The organism is Shigella sp. FC1567, from assembly GCF_001743015.1.
GTDB classification, from domain to species: Bacteria; Pseudomonadota; Gammaproteobacteria; order Enterobacterales; family Enterobacteriaceae; genus Escherichia; species Escherichia coli.
This window is the reverse complement of record NZ_MIIV01000122.1, coordinates 16,900-36,278: the sequence shown is the minus strand read 5'-3', so window position 1 is coordinate 36,278 and position 19,379 is coordinate 16,900. Positions and strand designations below refer to the sequence as shown.

19 protein-coding genes and 9 pseudogenes are annotated in these 19,379 nt (G+C 53.5%); 9 read left to right on the top strand and 19 right to left on the bottom strand.

Features of this window, described 5'->3' with window-relative positions; all coding sequences use genetic code 11:
• The first annotated feature begins 297 nt into the window (after window positions 1–297).
• Window positions 298–555 carry an NAD(P)-binding domain-containing protein gene (locus tag BHE85_RS09510; RefSeq protein WP_000177057.1) on the top strand — a complete coding sequence of 86 codons (258 nt, stop codon included), beginning with the start codon at window positions 298–300 and terminating at the stop codon, window positions 553–555.
• Window positions 556–1,112: 557 nt separating this feature from the next.
• On the opposite strand, the gene fecE is transcribed toward BHE85_RS09510, so the two are convergent.
• The 7 genes and pseudogenes from fecE to fecI all read right to left on the bottom strand — a co-directional run bounded on the left by fecE (window position 1,113) and on the right by fecI (window position 8,656).
• Window positions 1,113–1,880 carry a Fe(3+) dicitrate ABC transporter ATP-binding protein FecE gene (gene fecE / locus BHE85_RS09505; RefSeq protein ID WP_000175457.1) on the bottom strand — a complete coding sequence of 256 codons (768 nt, stop codon included), beginning with the start codon at window positions 1,878–1,880 and terminating at the stop codon, window positions 1,113–1,115.
• The gene (gene fecD, locus BHE85_RS09500) at window positions 1,881–2,837 is read right to left on the bottom strand and encodes a Fe(3+) dicitrate ABC transporter permease subunit FecD (RefSeq protein WP_000684856.1); all 957 of its coding nucleotides are present in this window, start codon (window positions 2,835–2,837) and stop codon (window positions 1,881–1,883) included. It abuts the gene before it with no gap.
• Window positions 2,834–3,832, bottom strand: a complete 999-nt coding sequence (gene fecC, locus BHE85_RS09495; RefSeq protein WP_000125175.1) for an iron-dicitrate ABC transporter permease FecC — start codon at window positions 3,830–3,832, stop codon at window positions 2,834–2,836. The genes fecD and fecC overlap by 4 nt, the downstream gene beginning before the upstream one ends.
• Window positions 3,829–4,731, bottom strand: coding sequence for a Fe(3+) dicitrate ABC transporter substrate-binding protein FecB (fecB, locus tag BHE85_RS09490; protein WP_000879153.1), 903 nt, complete (start codon window positions 4,729–4,731; stop codon window positions 3,829–3,831). Before fecB ends, fecC begins: the two co-directional genes overlap by 4 nt.
• A 44-nt stretch (window positions 4,732–4,775) precedes the next feature.
• Window positions 4,776–7,099: pseudogene (gene fecA, locus BHE85_RS09485) on the bottom strand (TonB-dependent Fe(3+) dicitrate receptor FecA).
• An 86-nt stretch (window positions 7,100–7,185) separates the two neighbouring features.
• The gene (gene fecR / locus BHE85_RS09480) at window positions 7,186–8,139 is read right to left on the bottom strand and encodes a ferric citrate uptake sigma factor regulator FecR (protein WP_001068910.1); all 954 of its coding nucleotides are present in this window, start codon (window positions 8,137–8,139) and stop codon (window positions 7,186–7,188) included.
• Window positions 8,136–8,656, bottom strand: a pseudogene (gene fecI, locus BHE85_RS09475) (RNA polymerase sigma factor FecI). The gene fecR and the pseudogene fecI overlap by 4 nt, the downstream one beginning before the upstream one ends.
• 136 nt (window positions 8,657–8,792) lie before the next feature.
• On the opposite strand from fecI, the pseudogene ykiE reads away from it, so the two are divergent.
• The 4 genes and pseudogenes from ykiE (at window position 8,793) to BHE85_RS09460 (ending at window position 9,831) form a co-directional block, all read left to right on the top strand.
• Window positions 8,793–8,861: pseudogene (ykiE, locus tag BHE85_RS27370) on the top strand (protein YkiE).
• A 70-nt stretch (window positions 8,862–8,931) separates the two neighbouring features.
• A pseudogene (locus BHE85_RS28380) lies at window positions 8,932–9,136 on the top strand (hypothetical protein); the annotation flags it as partial.
• Window positions 9,136–9,234: pseudogene (locus tag BHE85_RS09465) on the top strand (IS3 family transposase); the annotation flags it as partial. The pseudogenes BHE85_RS28380 and BHE85_RS09465, both read left to right, overlap by 1 nt.
• 315 nt (window positions 9,235–9,549) lie before the next feature.
• Window positions 9,550–9,831 (top strand): biofilm development regulator YmgB/AriR family protein, encoded by a 282-nt coding sequence (locus BHE85_RS09460; RefSeq protein WP_223349491.1) that lies wholly within the window; start codon window positions 9,550–9,552, stop codon window positions 9,829–9,831.
• Window positions 9,832–9,955: 124 nt separating this feature from the next.
• On the opposite strand, the pseudogene BHE85_RS27365 reads toward BHE85_RS09460, so the two are convergent.
• Together BHE85_RS27365 and BHE85_RS09450 are read right to left on the bottom strand one after the other, a co-directional pair.
• Window positions 9,956–10,086: pseudogene (locus BHE85_RS27365) on the bottom strand (IS5/IS1182 family transposase); the annotation flags it as partial.
• A gap of 64 nt (window positions 10,087–10,150) precedes the next feature.
• A pseudogene (locus tag BHE85_RS09450) lies at window positions 10,151–10,282 on the bottom strand (IS3 family transposase); the annotation flags it as partial.
• Window positions 10,283–10,563: 281 nt separating this feature from the next.
• Between BHE85_RS09450 and BHE85_RS09445 the strand changes: the two are divergent.
• A complete protein-coding gene (locus tag BHE85_RS09445; protein WP_000823243.1) occupies window positions 10,564–11,922 on the top strand; it encodes an esterase-like activity of phytase family protein in 1,359 nt (452 codons plus the stop codon).
• Window positions 11,923–12,043: 121 nt separating this feature from the next.
• On the opposite strand, the pseudogene BHE85_RS27360 reads toward BHE85_RS09445, so the two are convergent.
• From BHE85_RS27360 to BHE85_RS09410, 7 genes and pseudogenes are all read right to left on the bottom strand, one after another.
• Window positions 12,044–12,121 (bottom strand): annotated as a pseudogene (locus BHE85_RS27360) (DUF6404 family protein); the annotation flags it as partial.
• A gap of 39 nt (window positions 12,122–12,160) precedes the next feature.
• Window positions 12,161–13,546 carry an IS66 family transposase gene (tnpC, locus tag BHE85_RS09440; RefSeq protein WP_000998091.1) on the bottom strand — a complete coding sequence of 462 codons (1,386 nt, stop codon included), beginning with the start codon at window positions 13,544–13,546 and terminating at the stop codon, window positions 12,161–12,163.
• Between the two features lie 49 nt (window positions 13,547–13,595).
• A complete protein-coding gene (gene tnpB / locus BHE85_RS09435) occupies window positions 13,596–13,943 on the bottom strand; it encodes an IS66 family insertion sequence element accessory protein TnpB (protein WP_000612632.1) in 348 nt (115 codons plus the stop codon).
• The gene (gene tnpA, locus BHE85_RS09430) at window positions 13,940–14,320 is read right to left on the bottom strand and encodes an IS66-like element accessory protein TnpA (RefSeq protein WP_001171523.1); all 381 of its coding nucleotides are present in this window, start codon (window positions 14,318–14,320) and stop codon (window positions 13,940–13,942) included. The genes tnpB and tnpA overlap by 4 nt, the downstream gene beginning before the upstream one ends.
• Before the next feature lie 354 nt (window positions 14,321–14,674).
• Window positions 14,675–15,109: a zinc-ribbon domain-containing protein gene (locus tag BHE85_RS09420; RefSeq protein WP_001221615.1), complete on the bottom strand. Its 435-nt coding sequence runs from the start codon at window positions 15,107–15,109 to the stop codon at window positions 14,675–14,677.
• Complete coding sequence (locus BHE85_RS09415) at window positions 15,097–15,498, bottom strand: putative zinc ribbon protein (protein ID WP_000270978.1); 402 nt, start codon at window positions 15,496–15,498, stop codon at window positions 15,097–15,099. Before BHE85_RS09415 ends, BHE85_RS09420 begins: the two co-directional genes overlap by 13 nt.
• Window positions 15,499–15,757: 259 nt before the next feature.
• A complete protein-coding gene (locus BHE85_RS09410; RefSeq protein ID WP_000221544.1) occupies window positions 15,758–16,327 on the bottom strand; it encodes an inovirus Gp2 family protein in 570 nt (189 codons plus the stop codon).
• Window positions 16,328–16,525: 198 nt separating this feature from the next.
• Between BHE85_RS09410 and BHE85_RS27355 the strand changes: the two genes are divergently transcribed.
• Complete coding sequence (locus BHE85_RS27355) at window positions 16,526–16,726, top strand: hypothetical protein (RefSeq protein WP_001297219.1); 201 nt, start codon at window positions 16,526–16,528, stop codon at window positions 16,724–16,726.
• Window positions 16,727–17,071: 345 nt separating this feature from the next.
• On the opposite strand, the gene BHE85_RS09400 is transcribed toward BHE85_RS27355, so the two are convergent.
• The gene (locus BHE85_RS09400) at window positions 17,072–17,248 is read right to left on the bottom strand and encodes an Hha/YmoA family nucleoid-associated regulatory protein (protein WP_001344112.1); all 177 of its coding nucleotides are present in this window, start codon (window positions 17,246–17,248) and stop codon (window positions 17,072–17,074) included.
• A gap of 300 nt (window positions 17,249–17,548) precedes the next feature.
• Complete coding sequence (locus tag BHE85_RS09390; RefSeq protein WP_000840364.1) at window positions 17,549–17,815, bottom strand: hypothetical protein; 267 nt, start codon at window positions 17,813–17,815, stop codon at window positions 17,549–17,551.
• Between the two features lie 140 nt (window positions 17,816–17,955).
• Between BHE85_RS09390 and BHE85_RS09380 the strand changes: the two genes are divergently transcribed.
• Both BHE85_RS09380 and BHE85_RS09375 read left to right on the top strand, forming a co-directional pair.
• Window positions 17,956–18,162: a helix-turn-helix transcriptional regulator gene (locus BHE85_RS09380; protein ID WP_000235221.1), complete on the top strand. Its 207-nt coding sequence runs from the start codon at window positions 17,956–17,958 to the stop codon at window positions 18,160–18,162.
• A gap of 94 nt (window positions 18,163–18,256) precedes the next feature.
• Entirely contained in the window at window positions 18,257–18,859 is a 603-nt protein-coding gene (locus BHE85_RS09375) for a hypothetical protein (RefSeq protein ID WP_000813456.1), read from the top strand.
• On the opposite strand, the pseudogene BHE85_RS28205 reads toward BHE85_RS09375, so the two are convergent.
• Window positions 18,765–18,961, bottom strand: a pseudogene (locus BHE85_RS28205) (hypothetical protein). The gene BHE85_RS09375 and the pseudogene BHE85_RS28205 sit on opposite strands and share 95 nt — an antisense overlap.
• Window positions 18,962–19,379: the final 418 nt, after the last annotated feature.

Sequence of the window (19,379 nt, the reverse complement as noted above, 5' to 3'; positions counted from 1 at the left end):
ACGCCGTCTGCGTTTCTCCGGCCCTAAGACATCAATCATCTGTACTCCAATGACTAGTCTAAAAACTAGTATTAAGACTATCACTTATTTAAGTGATACTGGTTGTCTGGAGATTCAGGGGGCCAGTCTAGCACGAATATAATGGTGGGTTACCACCAAACGAATCAGAAAACCGATACTGGAAAAACTCTAACGCGGAGGCCAGTTTTAGTTGACCACAACAGACTACCTGAAGGGAGCCGCGGTCGCCTAGCAGTTGCAGTAGCAGGAGATCATCCAGCCGCAGTACAGGTCACGATGACTCTGGTTAATGATACCGGCTTTGACCCCGTATTTTCCGGCTCTATCGCTGAATCATGGCGTCAGCAGCCGTGCACACCATCCTATTGTTGTGACTGGGAGGCTGCCACCATGCTTCGCGCTTTCCCTCTGGCGAAAAAGGGAGAAGGACGGGCCCGTCTGCCTTCACTTTATGCCAGCTTCGGTAAGCTGGGTGAGACACCGACTCATGAAGATATCATTGATAACAATCGATCCATCAACTGGCCTGTATAACGTGGCTGCCGGTGATTAAGAAAGCTGCACCTACCTAAGTAGTAGCAAACGCACACTTTTTAGAAAAATCGATGGTCAGAAACTGGATTAGCAATTCCGTTCCAGGGTTGCTTTTGATTTACGTTGGCGTCTGATCATTGATTTATCCTCAAAAGCCCAACCTCATTGGTAATGAACCAGCTCCGTGAATGTCCGCTCTGGCACAGAGCGAAATTTTTTGATCTCCCCCCCTGAAATCTAAACTTAGTCATGTCACGTTTTTGGGTTTCTAAAATTTTAACTTCGCGTTTTTCGTTGCCGTAAGGGTTATACAGAAATGTCCGTTAAGCAGAGTTCAAAATTGATTGCCGTGATCACGACTGGTTTGAAAGCCGCGCCCAAGCCTGTACAGCTCTGGTTTGCGTTGATTATGAACCTGTCAGCCTAAAGCAAGCGGATGGACGATGAGTATTGGTAATCTTTCAGAGTCCGGAAAAGTTCAGCCCCAGTCTGAACAGGCTTGCTGGCGCCAGTCCAGTTTCATTCAGTCGTGGTTTGGTTCTTACGGCCTGTGCAATCTACCTCATTAGGCACATCGGCCTGCCAGATACCGGCTCGGGGTGTATTTCCGCTTCCACGCTGAATACTGTTCTCAGCAATCCTGGGGTCATCACCTCTTCTGGTGTGCCTTGCGCCATAACATGTCCGTTTGCCATTACCACCAGTTGATCGCAGTACCGGCTAGCCTGATTAAGGTCGTGCAGCACAGCGACCACCGTTTTCCCCTGAGTCCGGAGTTCGCCCATCAACCGCATCAGGTCCACTTGGTGATTGATATCAAGATAGGTGGTTGGCTCATCAAGTAATACAACGGGCGTATTCTGGGCCAGGACCATCGCCAGAAATGCGCGCTGGCGCTGACCGCCGGAAAGCTCGGTTAACCGACGAACGGCAAGATGATTGATCCGGGTCTGGTTCATGGCGACATTAACTCGTGCATTGTCTTCAGCGGAGAGACGCCCCCAGAGTGACAGCCAGGGATTACGACCATACGAAACCAGCTCCTGGACTGTGATCCCCTCTGGCGTTAAATGGTGCTGAGGCAGCAGCGAAAGCCTGCGGGCCAACTGGCGTGATGAGAGCATATTTATGGGATTATCGCCGAGAAATACGGTGCCAGACTGCGGCATTAAAAGCCGCGAAAAACAGTTTAACAGCGTCGATTTCCCGCAACCGTTAGGGCCGATCAGGGCGGTGATCTTCCCCGTTGGCAGTGAGAGTGAAACGTCGTTAAGTACCTTGTCTGTCCCGTAACTGACCGTCAGATTTTCAGTTCGTAAAGTCATTTATCGCATTCTCACAAGCAACCAGACAAACCACGGCGCACCGATAATGGCGGTCAGCACGCCAACCGGGAGCTCCAGTGGGGGATGAATAATTCTCGCCAGCAGATCGGCAACCACCAACAGCAACGCACCTGTCAGGGCTGAAACAGGCAGCAGTCTGCGGTGACGTCCACCGGTGATGCTACGCATCATATGCGGCACCACGAGACCAATAAAGCTAATCGGGCCGCAGGCGGCCACGCCGGTAGATGTCATGGCGACAGCTAGTAACAAAGCCCAGAATCGGGTATGGGGCACCGACACACCGAGCGTGGTGGCGCGCGCATCGCCGAGTGCAAGGAGGTCGAGATCGCGGCAAAAACTCAGGCTCAGCGGCAGAAATAAAATCATCAGCGGGATGGCAATCTTCACAAAGCTCCAGTCACGGCCCCATAAGCTGCCGGTCAGCCACAGCAGGGCGTTGTTCACATCCTGCGGGCGCGAGAGCATCAGATAATCCGTCAGGCTGGCCCAGCATGCAGAAAGCGCCACGCCGGTGAGCGCCAGCTTCATCGGCTGGTGGGTCTTTGCCAGCATCTTCAGTAATATCAACCCCGCCATGCCGCCCGCAAAGGCCAGCAGCGGCAGCACCATCACGGGCAGTGACGGCATAAGAAGTAGAGCCCCCACAGAGGCCAGGCTGGCGGCATGGTTAACGCCGAGAATATCCGGTGATGCCAGAGGGTTGCGCACAATCCCCTGTATCAGCACGCCCGCCACGGCGAGGGCTGCACCGACAAACAGTGCCAGCAGCAAGCGCGGCAGTCGGTACTCCATCAATACATAATAATGCTCGCGTCCGGCCTGCCAGTCGGTCAGCAGCGCGCGCCACGGCACGGGGATCACTCCCATATGGAGTGATAACAGCGCACAGCCCGCCAGGGCAAGGGTGATGAAAATAACCAGCGCAATTTTCATCCTCGCCTCCTCACAAGCCAGACAAAGCAAGGGCTGCCAATCAGCGCCAGCACTGCGCCTGCGGGCAGATCTCCGGGGAAGGCCAGCGCGCGTGCGAGTACATCTGCCAGCAGCATCAGCGTGGCCCCCAGCAGCATGCTCACTGGCAGTACGTTGCGCTGATCGAAGCCTGCCCAGAAGCGCGCCAGATGTGGCACCAGCAGACCGATAAACGCCACCGGACCTGCCACGCTGACGCACGCACCAACCAGAAGCAGCACTAACATATTGATGACCAAACGTAGCCTCGTCAGGTTCACTCCCAGCGTATGGGCGGTGCTGTCGCTGAGGTTGAGCAGGTTCAGTTGATTCGCCAGCAGTAACACGACAGGGACTGCAGTGACCACCACCGGCAAGAGCTGCCAGACATCCTGCCAGCGGGCGTGGGACACTCCGCCTGCCAGCCAGTAAAAGATGCCGTAAGCATGATCTTCGGCCAGCAGCAGGGTGATGCGGGTAAGGCCCATACAAAAGGCCGACAGCGCGATACCCGCGAGGATCAGTTTGTTTCTGTCATGGGTATGACGAAATCCGCCTCCTGCGGTCATGACCAGCAGCCAGCTCACGCCGCCCCCGCATGCCGCGATGAACGACAGAGAATAGCCTGCAATCGGCGTCGGACTCAGCGCGCTGGTAAGCGCCATAGCCAGCGCCGCGCCGCTGTTAATGCCGAGCAGTGAAGGAGAGGCCATTGGGTTGTGGGTCAGGGTTTGCAGCAGCGTGCCCGCGAGCGCCAGGCTTGCGCCGATCAGAACGGCGACCAGGCTTCGTGGCAAACGAAGGTTTTGCACCAGCGCTTCTGGTAGCGTTGGCGTGTGTCCAGGCAGCAGGGCGCGGGTTGCATCTGCTCCGGAAACAGGAATGGCCGAGTAGCAAAACAGACTCAGCCAGAAAATAATAATAAGTGCTGCAACGGGAAGCCCCCACAGCAGCATCGGGTGTTTTATCGCGGTCATTTCACAACGGTAAGCGGCTGATGGTGGAAGATTTTTACCGTGTCAGCGGCAATACGCTCTGCAGCAAAAATACCGCGCATCCGCGCCCAGGTGTTACTGTCGACCGAAGCAACCTGCTGCTTCTGCGCGGCGGTTAACATCTGCCAGAGCGGATCTTGTTGCCAGCGTTTAACAATGCTCTCTTCGCGATAGTGGGCAACCAGCAGCCAGGCAGGATTGACCGCCAGCAGTTGCTCCAGGCCGATGGACGGCATGGACGAACCCGCCATCGCAGCGGGAACGTTCAGCCCCAGAGAGGCCAGCACGCTGCCGGTCCAGGTCTCCTGAGTATGCAGGTTGAATTGCTGTTCGCGTGATGTGCCAAAGGCCACGCGTGTCCCTTTGGGAAGCTGGCTGGCCCACTGCGCCATCCTCTCTTTATGTTGTTCCAGACGTGCCTGCATCTCTCGCTTTTTACCCACCATTTCGCCGATGATAGCCGCAGATTGCAAATTTTCAGCGTAGGTTTCGTTGCGGGACTTAAGCAGCAGTACCGGCGCGATTTGCTGCAAGGCGATGTAAACCCCCGCATGGCGACTGCTGTCGGCAATGATCAGGTCTGGTTTCAGAGCGGCAATGGCTTCCAGGCTCGGCTGCGCGCGCGTTCCGACGGACTGCCACGGTTTCAGGTGCGCACGCACTTCGGGCAGGATGCGTTTTGCATCGTTATCGTCGGCAATACCGATCGGGCTGACGTCCACGGCGGCCAGCGCATCGGCGAACGAGAGTTCCAGCACCACAATCCGTTGTGGCGTTTTTTCGAGTGTAAACGTGCCGTGTTCGTCCTGAACCATGGCGGCAAAGGCGTGGCTGATCACCAGCAGCAGGCCTGCAAAAAGAAAACGGATAAATGCCAACATAATCACATTCCAGCTAAAAGCCCGGCAAGCCGGGCGTTAACACATCAGAACTTCAACGACCCCTGCATATACAGCGTGCGCGGCTGGCCTGCATAGATGCCTTTGTTGTTGTCGTCATAAGAGCGGATGAAGTAGTCCTGGTCGAAGATGTTTTTCACACCGAATGCCAGGTTCAGATCTGCCATCTGCGGGCCAAAGTCATACGCCACGCGTGCACCCCAGAGCATGAAGCCGGGAATGCGGCCGGTACTGCCGTCGGCGCTCTCTTTCACCGTATTGGCGTTATCCGCAAACTGGCTGGACTGGAAATCGCTGTTCAGATTGAACGTCCAGTTTCCTGGCTTGTAGTCCACGCCCAGCGTGCCTTTATGTTTCGGGGAGAATGGTACCAGATTGCCGTAGGTGTCGCCTTTCTCGCGGATTTCCGCGTTCACATACGCATAGCTGGCGTAGATGGAAACGTTATCAAGCGTTGGCGTTAGCGTACCCAGATCGTAACGTGCCTGCGTTTCCAGCCCGGTATGGCGCGTTTTGCCACGTGCAGTGACGGTGTCGTTGGTCTGGTTGGAGTCGTACTGATTGTTAAAGTTAATCAGGAACAGCCCCATTTCCGCCGTCAGCGCGCCGTCGTCGTAGCGGGTACCGAGTTCCCAGGTTCGCGCTTTTTCCGGTTCCACATTGCCGCTTTGCACAGCCTTGCCAATCTGGCTGTACTGTACGGTGCCGAACGAGCCTTCAGTGTTTGCATAAAGATTCCAGCTGTCAGTCAGGTGATAGAGCACGTTCAACGCCGGAAGCGGTGCGTTATAGCTCACTTCTTCGTGCGTGCCTGTGATGGCGTTGTTCTGGTATGACTCGATATGTTCGAAACGCATACCCGGCGTGATGGTCCAGTTGCCGATGTCGATTTTGTCATCCAGATACCAGGCGTGCGCCTCGGTGCCGGAACGCGTATCGCGGTCGTAAGGGCTTGAGCCGGACGGCAACTGCCCGCTGCTGGTGGCGGTGTAGTAACGCATTTCATGCGTTGATTCATTCACATAGCGATAGCCCACGCCCACTTCGTGCGCGGAAGGGCCGATCATAAAGATCTGGCTGTAGCGTGGCTCAATACCGCGCACCCAGTAGTTACGCGGCGAGAGGGTGATGCGTTTGCCTTGCTCCAGGTAGCCGCTGCGCAGGGTTTGGGTGTAGAACCCCTGAATGTTGAATTTATGCTGGCTGTCTGGCTGGAACTGGTAGCCCAGGCTCGCCAGCTTGCGACGACCCCAGAAGCGGTCATACGGGCGGGTGGATTGCCAGCGATCGGCGTCGTAATCCGCGCGAGACAGGCCACCGGGCATGTCGGCTTCACCGTCGTAATATTGCAGCAGGCTGTTGAAGGTGTGCACCTCATCCGGCGCATATTTGCTTTTCAGCATCAGGTCGTCGATGCGGGTGGCGCTGTGCTCGCGCCAGTCACTGCCGCGCGTGCCGGAGTAGAGCAGCGCGGTGCCAAAACCGTTGTCCGCTGTGCCGCCCACCATCAGGTTGTGCGTCTCTTTCGGGTTGTTTTGTGAAGAGGTTGGGCTGAGCTGACCTTCCACGCCCGCCTCGATACCAAAGTCCTGCGGAATGGCACGGGTAACAAAGTTCACCACGCCGCCCACGCTCTGCGGTCCGTAACGCACCGCACCACCACCGCGTACCACGTCAATGGCATCCATGTTGCCGAGCGAAATGGGAGCCAGTGAAAGCTGCGGCTGACCGTAAGGGGCGAAGGGGACGGGGATGCGTCCATCAGGACGGTCGAGCGGCTGGCGAGGCGCGGGTTCAGGCCCCGGATGCCAAAGTTCATCGCCAGGTCGTGGCTGCCGGTGCCGTTGTTTTCCGGCGCGCTGACGCCAGGGATGCGGTTAAGTACCTCACGCATGGTGGTTGCGCCGGTTTTGGCGAAATCCTCACGGCGGATCACGTCACGCGCGCCAGCATGTTCAAATACGTCGTTTTCACGCGCATCACCCAGCCAGTCGCCGACCACGGTCAGGGCATCTTCTTTTGGTGCGGGCGCGGGCTCCAGCGTCCAGCTGTTATTTCCCAGCGGTTTTACCTGCAGTCCGCTGCCGTCCAGCAGTTGTTGCAGGCCGCTCTCGACGTCGTAATCGCCGTGCAGGCCGTTGCTCTGCTTGCCGCGCGTCAGGCTGGCGTCAACCGAGAGGGTAAATCCGCTGTGTGCGGCATACTGATTGAGCGCTTTATCGAGCGATCCCGGTGCGATATTAACCTGTGCAGCAAAAGCGGAAAACGAGAGACCGGCCAGCGGCAGCAGGCTCAGGCGAATGGCGTTAACCAAAGGTGTTGTTTTACGAAAAACGCGTAACGGCGTCATACCTTCCCCATCATCATTTTTGTTGTGTTCAGCTATGAGTCGAACGAGAAGGGTAAAAAGGACAATCGAAATAAGAATTATTTTCCTTACAGTGGTGAAATGTTTATCCAGTACCGCGTAATAGACTGAATTTTAACGGGAAGCGTTTGCGCGATAACGTTCAGGATCGCATCGGTATTTTTCAGCGGGAACGTCCCGCTCAGGCGCAGCCCGGCAACGGCGGGATCGCAGCGCAGCACGCCGTTGCGGTAACGGGTTAGCGTGGCTATCACCTCACCCAGCGGTTTATCGCTGAAGCTCAGGATGTCCTTCGTCCAGCTTGTACTCTCGTCATCCAGCGGTTTCACTGCGCCAAACTCAGAGGCGCTGAACTGCAGGCTTTCACCAGCGTTCACGATGCGTTTTTGCGCGGGGGCACTGGCGAGAAGCACTTCCACAGCGTGCTGCTGAACGTCAAGCTGCGTGAAATTATCCTGCTGGCGGACGGTAAATTCTGTCCCTAAAGCAGTGAGCTGGCCCTGACGGGTCAGGACACGGAAGGGGCGTTGCAGGGCATCTTTCGCGGTAGTAATGGCGATTTCACCGTACCAGAGCCGGACGGTGCGCTGATGCGCATCAAAACGCACATCCGCCGCGCTTTGGGTATTCAGCGTGAGCAGGGAGCCATCTTCCAGTTGCTGACGGCTGACTGTGCCTTTGGCGGTGCGGTAATCTGCCCGCAGACCTTCGCCGGTTTCCGACTGCCAGAGCTGCCAGCCTCCGCCAGCGCCGAGCAACAGCAGTAATCCTTTCATCACGTGACGGCGGGTGAGGCGGGTATCGTGCAACGCCCGGCTGGCAACGTCGCCAGGCACACCGCCAAGCTGGTTGCGCAGGTTTTCAACCTGCTGCCAGGCCCACTGGTTATCCTGATCCTGTTCATACCACTGTTGCCAGCGCGCTTCCTGTTGTGGGCTGACGCGCTCGCCGCTTAGCACGGCATACCAGTGGGAAGCTGAACGCAGCGCCTGACGGCGGGAATCGGTTAACAAAGGATTCATAACCCATACTCCAGACGGAACAGCAGGCAGTGCTCGACGCTTTCGCCACGTATTTTTTCACGGAGCTGATGGAAACACCGAGTTTGTGCGCAATCTCGCTGTATGTCAGACCATCCAGTTGCGAAAGCAGAAACGCTTCACGTGTTTTGCCGTTTAGCCCGTCCAGCATGCTGTCGAGGAGTTGTAGGGTCTCGAGTTGGCTTTCGCGTTCCTCAGGTGAAGGCGCTCCCCCCTCCGGCATAAGCGCCAGCATCTCCAGATACGCTTTTTCCAGCGCGTTTCGGCGAAACAGGTCCACCATCACGCGTTTGGCGATAGTGCAGAGGAAGGAGCGAGGATCGCGGATCGTCGAGAGCGTTTCGCTGACCATTACCCGCAAAAAAGTGTCCTGGGCAATGTCATCTGCATCAAAAGCAGACTGGAGTTTGCGCGTCAGCCAGCTTTTCAACCAGCCGTGATGTGTGCCATAAAGCGACTCGAACGTTAAGGAAGCTGTGGTAGTGGCGCGGTCAGACATGCGGAGTGCATCAAAAGTTAATTATCACGTAGTCATATTAATATGAGAATGGTTATCATTACAATTGGAAATAAAATTGTTTCCAATAGACATTTTTAACATGTTGTTTTTCTAAGTGTTATAAGGTAGGTATAAAATGGGATGGAGCCTCTGCTTCTGACATGTGTCGGTCAGAATGACTCATGATGTGGTCTGCTATTATTGACATCCTCACTGCCCTAAAGGATGGGGATTTCGGTAATGATCTTACCCAGCAATAGTGGACACGCGGCTAAGTGAGTAAACTCTCAGTCAGAGGTGACTCACAAGACAAAACAGTTTCAACCAGTAAAAAAACGTAAACACCATTCGCATGAATTTCGTAGTTAAGATCTGAAGCTTGCAGAATGCATCGGTGTTACTGCCGGAGTCCGTGAACTTAGTCTGCATGAATCACCACAGCTTTACATCTGTCGCAGTAAACAGCAAAATCAGCAAACTTACTTAATTATATCGAGTGCGATTACAATCGCTGGCGATGGTACAGTTGGTGTGGCGGTCTCAGTCCGGAACAATTTGAAAATCATAATCTCACTTAAAACGGCATCCATTTTACAAAAGATGGCCGTCTGTGTATTTGTAATGAATACCTTCTACATGTTTAGAGTGCATAATCCACGACAAGGCGATATCCTAAAAATTAGCTAGCAGGCAACTTTGATGGCATAGATAATGTTTTTAGTAAAAAAGAGTTGACTGAATATAATACAGCCTCTTCCTACATAAGAAGGAATGTGCTCACAAAAAAAAACCATTAGTCTGCTTCCTGTTCTTACAATAATCAGTATTATGTATTTTATTTATATAGCAAAATATGCTTGTTACACCTGTCATAATTAGGCATGGTAAAATTATTGACTGAACCCTGGGGGAGAAAGATGCACAGTGATTATTATAATATGGTTTTTGGTGAAAAATTGGCCAATATTTTATATGAAGCTAACTCTCAATTTTTTTACGAGAGAAATGTCATAGAAGAGGCAGTCAACGCTTTATTCTGTGAGCGTGAAATAATAAACAACAAGAACATAATAAAGAAGCTGATGTTCTTTTTGTCAGATGTTAATCACACCAAGAAAGATGTTGTTCAGAGCGCACTTAATATTATCATTGACATTACATCAGGTGATATTTGAGATTTTACATAAAAGATAATCTCTCAAGGAGTCTTATCTGAAAACGAAATATATAGTCCCTCTCGTTTTGTAATATCGATTGGCTTTGTTGAATCGGTTACGTACCCCGGAGCCGGTCATATTTTCAGGTAATACACACGCTTTCAGACATTTCGGCTTTCGTCATTTTTGTATCATGGGCATAGCTTCTGCTACCTGACCATCATAATCACGCAGCTTCAGTGAAGCAGTGACCACCTGTTTAACCCGGTGTATCGTTATGATCTTATCCAGCAATTGAACCGCCCCGGGTTTCCTGGAGAGTGTTTTATCTGTGAACTCAGGCTGCCAGATCATCGTTTCCGATGGAAGCATAATAAGCTTTTTCTGCTTCTGCCGGTGGGATATGGCCCTGCCTTTCCAGCAATCGTCGATTGTTATACCAGTCCACCCACGTGAGTGTGGTCAGCTCATCATACTGACACGTGCATTACCCCTACCGCGATAATGCAACCGTACAATATAGGGCGTTTCCTAAACGCAGCCCTCATCACTCCAATCCAACAAGACACAGCATTTTTGATCACGAAGAAAGACAAATAATTTCCGTAAATGTTTCCGTTGTTACAAATAACAACAGTGTTTTACATTTCTTTGGCCTCAGGCCCGCGCATGTTGCCATTCGATGTCATTTTCCTGACTCGTTTCTTCTTTATGGTGTAGTGTGATCTTCACTTTATAGATGCTAACAATATGAAAAGAAAAATTATTCCCGTGCTAATCGGTTGTACGCTCTCTTTCTCTGCCCTGGCGGCACAACCTACGGCTGAGCGCTATGTCGTCAGTTTTCCAGAAGGCACGCACGTGAACTACGCCGGCGCATTTGCCAGTGCATTCCCGAACGGCCTTCCGGTTGGGATAGGTTCTGGCCTGCTGTTCACCGGTAAACAGGGCGATGCCCTGACATTCGCAACCATTACCGATCGCGGTCCGAACGCGGATTCACCGAAAGAGGGGAAAAACGAAACTAAAATTTTCGTTACGCCAGATTTCGCGCCGCTGCTGATGACGATTCGTGTACAAAACGGCAAAGCGGAGGCCATCGATCCCCGTCCTCTGCATGACGATAAAGGCGCGATCAACGGTCTGCCGCTGGCAAGCGACGTGATTGGCTCCACCAATGAAGTGGCCTTCAGCGACACGTTACATAGACTGAAGGGGGATAATCGCGGGCTGGATACGGAAGGGATCACTCCGGATGGTAAAGGAGGTTACTGGCTGTGCGATGAGTATGGCCCGTTCCTGATTAACATCGACAGTAAAGGGAAAATCCTGGCAATCCACGGTCCGCAGGCGGCGGAAGGGGAAAAAGCGATTGCGGGCGGTTTGCCAAATATCCTCAAATGGCGTCAGGCGAACCGCGGCTTTGAAGGCCTCACCCGTATGCCGGACGGGCGTATTATTGTCGCCGTGCAAAGTACGCTGGATATCGACGCTAAGAGCAAGAAAAAGGCGCTGTTTACGCGTCTGGTGAGCTTCGATCCGGCAAGCGGAAAAACCGCGATGTACGGTTATCCTATCGACAGCGCGGCCTACAGCAAAAACAGCGACGCTAAAATCGGAGACATCGTGGCGCTCGATAACCAGCACATCCTGCTGATCGAACAGGGAAGAGATAAAAACAACAGAATGCGTAACCTGATTTACGAGGTCGATCTCAATAAGGCGAGCGACCTGTCAGGCTTCGACAAGCCGGGTGAGTATCCGGAGTTTGATGATGAGAAAACCCTGTCACAGCGCGGCATTACCCTTGCGCAGAAAACGCAGGTTGTTGATCTGCGCTCCTTGGGCTGGCAGCAGGAGAAGGCTGAAGGGTTGGCGCTGATCGACAGCAAAACGCTGGCGGTGGCGAACGATAACGACTTTGGCGTGAAGGTGGCGATGCAACATCCGGTCGAGGGCAAGACATTCAAGGATTATCGGGTGAACGCGGAAGGAAAGCTGACGCTTGACGACAAGCAGGTTGAAACGACCCTCAGAGTGAAGCCACTGGAGAAACCGGAGTCTGACAGTGAACTGTGGATTGTGACGCTGCCGGAAGCGTTGAAATAAGTTTATAAGGTACGGACAGCAGTATCGCTTAGTTTTTCAAATTCATGTATGTGAACAATATTGGGGTTCCGGCGTAGACCCCCAATGAAAGCGTCACCACGTGAAAACATGCCTGCACGGTTTACACGTCATCCCATGGTGGCAGCCGGTTAACTTTCCTGCGCCACCAGTGGAAAAAGGCCATAAGCAGTCCGAACAAAAGTAAGCGTACAGCGAGGGCCGTATTGACGGGGATGTGTTATTCAGCTGGCAGTGCTATGCGCCACGGAAGCAGTTCGCTGACCCGGTTGACCGGCCAGTCTGCTATGACGCCAAGCACATGGCGAAGGTAGCTTTCTGGATCCACGTCATTCAGTTTGCACGTCCCGATCAGGCTGTACAGTAGCGCTCCCCGCTCACCACCATGGCCAGAGCCGAAGAACAGGGTCTTCATCTTTTCACGCAACCAGCTTTCCAGGGATTTCAACAGCGGTTTCGTTTTTCGCTGACGTTCAGCAAGCCGCTGCTCTGCCGGCATTCCCCTTATATCCGCCTCTATGGCGTACAACTGACCGATCTGCTCCAGGGCTTCTTCCGTCAGTGCTGACGGGATGCGGACGTGCACATCGTGGATCTTTCGGCGGGCATGAGCCCAGCAGGCAGCTTCCGTTATCCCACCATTGCGATACAGCTCGTTGAACCCGGCGTACGCATCCGCTTGCAGCACACCGCTGAAGCAAGCAAGATGAGTCTGCGGATGGATGCTTTTTCTGTCCGGGCTGTAAGCGAACCACACTGCAGGTGCCAACGCTGACCCGGCATTGCGGTCATCACGAACATACGCCCACAACCGCCCGGTCTTCGTCTTCTTATTACCCGGCAGCAGTACCTGGACCGGGGTATCATCGGCATGGAGTTTGCCGTCAGTCATGACATAGCCATGAAGCGCCTCTTCCAGCGGAGACAGCAGCCGGCAGCATGCATCCACCCAGCCCGACAGCAGTGAACGGCTCAGCTCCACACCTTGCCGGCCGTATATTTCTGACTGGCAATACAGCGGGGTGTGCTCTGCATACTTCGAGGTCAGCACGCGGGCCAGCAGCCCCGGTCCGGCGATACCCCGCTCGATGGGCCGCGAAGGTGCAGGTGCCTGCACGATGGTATCGCACTGAGTACAGGCATGTTTTTCCCGTACCGTCCGGATAACCCGGAAGGCGCTACGCATCAACTCCAGCTGTTCGGCGGTATCCTCGCCCAGATAGCTCAGTGAACCGCCGCAGTTCGGGCAGCACGGCGCCGCAGGCAACAGTCGCTTTTCGTCACGGGGTAGTGATTCAGGGAACGGCTTACGGGTGCGGGTCTGACGCAACGGACGCTGTACTGCCGGGTCATACACCCTACCAGTCAGCGTATCGCTCTCTTTCTGAAGCCGGTTCAGATCGGCTTCCATTTGTGCGATACGGCGGGAGACTTTTTCGGAACGACTGCCGAAGTTCATCCGGCGGAGTTTATCCAGCTGCGCCTGCAGATGGTCTATTTCGCGCTCCCGGTTGCTCAGCTTTTCCTGCAGGGCGTGGATCAGCGCTTCCTGTTCGGCCAGGCGCTGTTTCAGCAGGAAGATGTCGTCAGAAGAGATGTCGTTCATAAGCCCGTATTTTACCGGGCTTATTCTGTGACAACCAGGATAAAGAGATTTACAGCATGGTCAGGGAGGTCAGCAGCCGCTTGGGCTGTCGCCAGTCGATACCTTCCAGCAGCATCGCCAGCTGCGCCTGCGTAAGGAACACTTTGCCATCACGGGCTGACGGCCAGGCGAAGCGCCCACGCTCCAGCCGTTTGGTCAGGAGGCACAGTCCGTCGCCGGTGGACCACAGCAGTTTAACCTGACTGCCGCTGCGGCCCCGGAAAATGAAAATATGGCCGGACATGGGATCGTCTTTCAGCGCCGTTTGTACTTTCGCAGCCAGGCCGTTGAAGCTATTTCTCATATCGGTGATACCGGCAACCAGCCAAATTTTGGTCCCGGAAGGTAACGGGATCATCGCTTCAGTTCCTGTATCAGCAGAGTCAGGAGCTTTTCGCTGACATTGCCATTGAAGCGGAGCGTCCCGTGCCGGAACGTTACCTCACAGCTGATACTGAGGGTTTCCGGGTCCTCTGCGAGCGATTCTGGCTGTTCGGCAGCTGCATCGAGAGTCACAGGAAGTAGCTGGGGGCTCTCTGAAGAAGGTAATAGCAGCTTTCCCTCGCGCCATTGTTGTCGCCATTTGAACAACAGATTGGCGTTAATGCCATTTTCAAGAGCAAGTTTTGAGATGGATATCCCGGGTTCACAGGAGGCAGCAACGAGCAGCTGTTTAAATTCGGGAGGATAATTAGGGCAGCCTTTTCGCCTGCCGGGAGTCACATTTTTCTGCATATCTGACACTTTGGTTCCCACTACTTATTTGGTGGACACCACTTTGTCTAATTCGTCAGATTCTGACCAGACGGTTCAGGCTGTACGCTTACCACTATTTTATCCCTGTTGAATTTGGTTAAGCCGGTGCAGACGCGCCGGGAAACGCACACCTGAACCGGCACAATAAAATACAATACAACCCCCTGTTACTGGAGATACGAATGGAATGACGAGGCAGCCTGTCAGTCACAGGGGGCTGTTGGCATAAAATCAACGGAAAGGCCACCAACACCGGAATTAAGCTCCACAGTCCCCGCACTGGCAATCCATTCCCGGGAAAGGCATCACCGCAAACTGCTCCGGAGGCAACCATTACAGCCTCTGTAACGGATTATCAGCCCTGGCATCTTCCGACGGCACCTCCTGCCGCCCCCACGCCCTGCTGTATACCCCGGTACCGCAGCGTGGGCAGCACTTTTCCCCCTCATAATCTTCGTCACACATCACACAAAACCACTTTCTCACCTTCACCGTATAATCCGGAACCGTCATGCCCTGCAGATGCAAACGACGGGCCTCTTTCTCTGCCGGGTCAAGCCAGGTACATCGCAGCAGGATTTTTTCAGCGACAGTCATCTGGTCATGTTCAAACCACGGTGGTTGTCCGTCATTGCCCCGCTGAAGTGTTAACGGGCATCCACAGGACACACAGCACAAAACGTCCTGTCGGTTGTGCTTCGCAGCTTCTTTCGCCGTAACAAAATGGCCTTTGCTGTCATTCGCCATATAACAGTTCAGAATTCGCATATTTCCTCCTGAGTTGTCCGGGGAATACTGAATCCTCCGGTCTGGCAGTGTGTGCAGTACTGCTCCCCATAATAATCGTGGTGACATTGTCTGCAGTGCCAGCTGGCTTTACGCACCACGGGTAAGGCATCCGGTACGAATTGCTGCAGACGTTTAATCAACTGTATTTCTCTGCGCTCCGGCCTGACATAAGGGCACTGTTGACCGTGCTCTGTCAGCCTGTCGTCAGTGTGTTCAAACCAGGGAAGTTCAGTTTCGTATTGCGGATGGTATCTGAGTGCACTGCCACACAAGTGGCAGGTGTAGTTAGCATAAGGTGCGGCCTGTGCAGTACGGGCGCCCGTCAGACGTCCGTTGCCATCAAGAGCGATAAAGGATTTTGCGTACATAGTCATATACCTCAGCCGCCAGACGACACGCAGGCAACAGCCGTCCCGGTACGGGCAGCGTGGTCAGGGTGTGAATGGCGGTTCAGTTAAAATCTGGACTGGAGTTTGGGTAAAGCAGGCTGGTTGCTGTTACAGCACTGTGGTTGTCACACAATGGAACACTGACGTAAAAAACAGTCAGTGGGCGAGTGGATACATCGTTGCCGCCAGACAACAACCCATACTTTTGGTTTGCCGGATATTGGCGCGCCAGTCGTGCTCAACTCCGGCTACAGCCAAAATTGCGCTCACCGGTGCAGTGAGCTTTGGTATGCTCCTTCGCCAGATAGTCAGCACGTTCCAGCACTTGCTGAAAGCCGGTGTCATCATTACGCGCCAGCCACACCGCCGGCCAGGCCGGAAAATGCACCAGCGTGGCATGGCACCCGACATCCACTCCCAGGGCACTGCACCACGCCTGTTTAATCATCCCGGCCAGAGACTCCGGAGCGCGGTAATCACCGGCACGACACCAGGTATCCCGGTTGACCAGCAGCATCAGGTGATAGTGTTTTTTACCTTTGCACTCCCCAAACTCCCGGGCCCAGACGTAATGCAGGGTTGTGGGATGCACGCGTTTACCTTCCCGATGCTTACGTTTCTGGTAAGCGTCGATTCGGGCTTTCAGGGCATTGATGAAGCGGGATATCACAGCTGCGTCCGTTGCTGCCGGTACATCCGGGAGACGCAGGTCAACCCGCAATGCCGTCAGGCGGGGATGAACATTCAGTGCGTGCCGCACCGTCTCACGAATACGTTGCTGCCAGAAGGGGTTGTATTTGTAGGTCATGGTTAAATCTCCGTATGGTTCATACGGAATAGCCACGTCGTAAAAAATACGCAGAGTCCCTGAAGTGACCTCCGGCAGGACACTGTCTCAGGCACTCTGTGATAACCCGAACGGTCGTCTCCGGACTGACGGTTGAATTTTCAGCGTCGTTTTTTAATGTAAAAAACCGGTTACGGGTAAGGCTGTGAGGAGGGAGTGATGGTGATACGCAAAAAGAAGTGCAGGGACTGTGGAAACGCGATTACTCATAATACAGTGTGTTGCCCGTATTGTGGTTCTGTCGACCCCTTCGGCTACTACCGGAATACAGACCGTATCGTTACCATACTGCTGGCGCTGATTATTGTGGTCCTGCTGACTACTGTCAGCGTCAGTGTGTGTATACTGTGTAGCTGGTGAGATAACGGTTCATGTATCCCCTGAGCTGACAGTGTACCGTGTATATTAAGCGTAACCGACAGGTTCTCCTTCATACCATATTAAATTTTCCAGGGATTGCCGCTGCCTTATTTCGTCCCATACAGGAAAACTCATCTGGGTTTCTGACAAATACGCGAAACTCACAGCCCCTCAATATCAACCACACGTTGTAAGCCGGTAATACCTGAAAATCAGCCTATTACCGCCCACGCCTCCGGCACCATTCCCTTTTGATTTCGAATTCTTTGTTGTCGCTATACCGCTTAATGTTCCCGGTCCTCCGGTGCAGATAACACCGGAGTCATCGTAGCGCTGCTTCAATATTCAGGTGACGTATTTCCAGACGGAAGCCGGCGCGCGATCGTAAAGTTTGTTCATTGTCAGTTCTGCCAGCCGGTTGTCAACGGCAGAGTTAAAGGCTTCCAGCTCCGCAAGGGTAAGTTTATAACGCGTGTGGGAATTCACTTTTCCCGCGTCTCCTGACGTATTACGGGCTGCCACTTACCTGGTGTCCCGCAATACAGCCTTAGTGTTCCGTTATCGGGGATCCGGACGCACCGCAACAACCGGGGAAGTATTTCTGGTTTAGAGCAGTGTCAAGAGGGATTTCTCAGCCCCTCACTCACCGGCTCAGTCTCAGGGCAGGAGCATTAATACGCTCAGTTCATGTCTTATACAGGAATGGGCACAGGGGGAGCTGGCGTGTCACTGCTGATTTTACGCATCAGCGTTCATGTATCTGCACTCTGATACATGAACGATTCACAGCGCTCTGTTACCGGAGAGATTTACTCTCTTAGCTTACTCTGGCAAATCCTTTACGTTACTCTCTGATGACTTCTTATATTTATAATACCAATCAGACAGCCTTATCCCATCGGTGATATCAGTCTCCTCCTCGCCAGGAACGGGCTGACTCACTGTAACTACCTCCGAAAACAACTCTGCAATTATCAGAACGCCTGCTTCTCTCCCTGTCCTCACGAAAACTATCCCCTCTTTATCGCGCGTGCGTGCGGAAGCATCTTTTCGCAACAACCACCCGGTATACCGGTACGGCTCAGCCACCGCAACCTCCCCGTTTATCTCCTGGCGGTCACATTCCCGATTATTTTTTACGTTTCTCCCCGGTTGTTATGCCGGTGAAGGTGGCGCGCTGTTTTCATGACCACACCGGCTGGTTTAACAACATCCGGAGGAACATTCTCATGGCTACCCCAGTTTCACTGATGGATGACCAGATGGTCGACATGGCATTTATCACTCAACTGACCGGCCTGACAGATAAGTGGTTTTACAGGCTCATCAGGGATGGGGCCTTTCCGGCTCCCATCAAGCTGGGCCGCAGCTCCCGCTGGCTGAAAAGTGAAGTGGAAGCCTGGCTACAGGCGCGTATTGCACAGCCCCGCCCGTAATTTCTGACCGTTATCCGTTCACCCGCAGCAGACGTAATCCCCGGCCTGCCGGCGGCATTCTGCTGCCTGTTATATCCCCGTGAGGAATATGAAAATGAAACAACAGTATCAGACCCGCTACGAATGGCTCCACGAAAGCTACCAGAAATGGCTGACCGGCTTCACCCGGCACGCCGTATCCTGGGGCGTGTGTCATCCGAATATCTACTACTTCCATAATCTGACGCCCGGTTGGGTGTCATTCAATGGTGAAAAACCGGAGATTGCCATCGTACCCCAGAGCCTGCACCGGCTGATTTATGGCCCTGACAAACGGGCCACGCCGCCCCTGGATGATGATCTGATAGTGAATTTATGCACCAGTGAACATCTGCTGGTTCATCATCCGATGCTGGAAGGCATTCTCCTGTCTGAATGTGAACGTCTGAGGCAGCGTTCTCTGGCAAATAAACTGATCAGCCTCTTCCGTCAGTTTGGTGGCACGGAGTTGCGCCTCAAACTGGTCTGGCTTTGCTGGCTTGATTTAATGACCGGAAACAGCCTTGAAGACTGGAAAGAGAACCTGAAACGGAAATCAGAAAAAGAGCTGGAGGAATGGATCATCAACCGTCAGAGGCAGAGCGCAGCACTGACGGATCTGATGGATCAGTACGTGCTCCTGGCATACCGCACAACGGTTGACGATAGCCGCAACTGATGCCGGTTGCTTCCGGAAGGTGTGACAAAATACGGAAATGATGATGCTCCCGGCCCCCATGCTCACCTGCAGAGCGTGTTCGTCGTCATCATACTGAGCCATGACGGGCGTCTTAAGGGCATCCTGTCATTGCTGAGCAGGCAACACCACCAGAGGAGCCACGGACAGGGATGTTCTTTACAGCCCGATACACGCCAGGTTCTCAGCAGACTGAATGTGCAGGTGCGGTTATTCACCAGAAATGGCATGCTGCGGTACATACCCATCCTGGTGACAATATGTACGTGGCGACAGCGATCCCGGCACTGTGGAAGAGACTCACTCAGCCTGCAGGATATTCTTTCCGGCATCCGGGAATGTCCGCCTGAATGCAAACAGGATGATATTTGAATCCGTAATACTGTTCTTTCATCATAAATAATTTATGCAGATACAGTTAACCGTTACAGTAGCCGGTTTGTTTTACCGGGAAATAATATCCGTCAGACTGATACCGGAACATATCTGAAACACGTTATGA

Coding starts and splice junctions, on each gene's coding strand:
- BHE85_RS09510 (WP_000177057.1), top strand. CDS start 298: ATGACTCTGGTTAATGATACCGGCTTTGACCCCGTATTTTCCGGCTCT.
- fecE (WP_000175457.1), bottom strand. CDS start 1,880: ATGACTTTACGAACTGAAAATCTGACGGTCAGTTACGGGACAGACAAG.
- fecD (WP_000684856.1), bottom strand. CDS start 2,837: ATGAAAATTGCGCTGGTTATTTTCATCACCCTTGCCCTGGCGGGCTGT.
- fecC (WP_000125175.1), bottom strand. CDS start 3,832: ATGACCGCGATAAAACACCCGATGCTGCTGTGGGGGCTTCCCGTTGCA.
- fecB (WP_000879153.1), bottom strand. CDS start 4,731: ATGTTGGCATTTATCCGTTTTCTTTTTGCAGGCCTGCTGCTGGTGATC.
- fecR (WP_001068910.1), bottom strand. CDS start 8,139: ATGAATCCTTTGTTAACCGATTCCCGCCGTCAGGCGCTGCGTTCAGCT.
- BHE85_RS09445 (WP_000823243.1), top strand. CDS start 10,564: ATGAAAAGAAAAATTATTCCCGTGCTAATCGGTTGTACGCTCTCTTTC.
- tnpC (WP_000998091.1), bottom strand. CDS start 13,546: ATGAACGACATCTCTTCTGACGACATCTTCCTGCTGAAACAGCGCCTG.
- tnpB (WP_000612632.1), bottom strand. CDS start 13,943: ATGATCCCGTTACCTTCCGGGACCAAAATTTGGCTGGTTGCCGGTATC.
- tnpA (WP_001171523.1), bottom strand. CDS start 14,320: ATGCAGAAAAATGTGACTCCCGGCAGGCGAAAAGGCTGCCCTAATTAT.
- BHE85_RS09420 (WP_001221615.1), bottom strand. CDS start 15,109: ATGCGAATTCTGAACTGTTATATGGCGAATGACAGCAAAGGCCATTTT.
- BHE85_RS09415 (WP_000270978.1), bottom strand. CDS start 15,498: ATGTACGCAAAATCCTTTATCGCTCTTGATGGCAACGGACGTCTGACG.
- BHE85_RS09410 (WP_000221544.1), bottom strand. CDS start 16,327: ATGACCTACAAATACAACCCCTTCTGGCAGCAACGTATTCGTGAGACG.
- BHE85_RS27355 (WP_001297219.1), top strand. CDS start 16,526: ATGGTGATACGCAAAAAGAAGTGCAGGGACTGTGGAAACGCGATTACT.
- BHE85_RS09380 (WP_000235221.1), top strand. CDS start 17,956: ATGGCTACCCCAGTTTCACTGATGGATGACCAGATGGTCGACATGGCA.
- BHE85_RS09375 (WP_000813456.1), top strand. CDS start 18,257: ATGAAACAACAGTATCAGACCCGCTACGAATGGCTCCACGAAAGCTAC.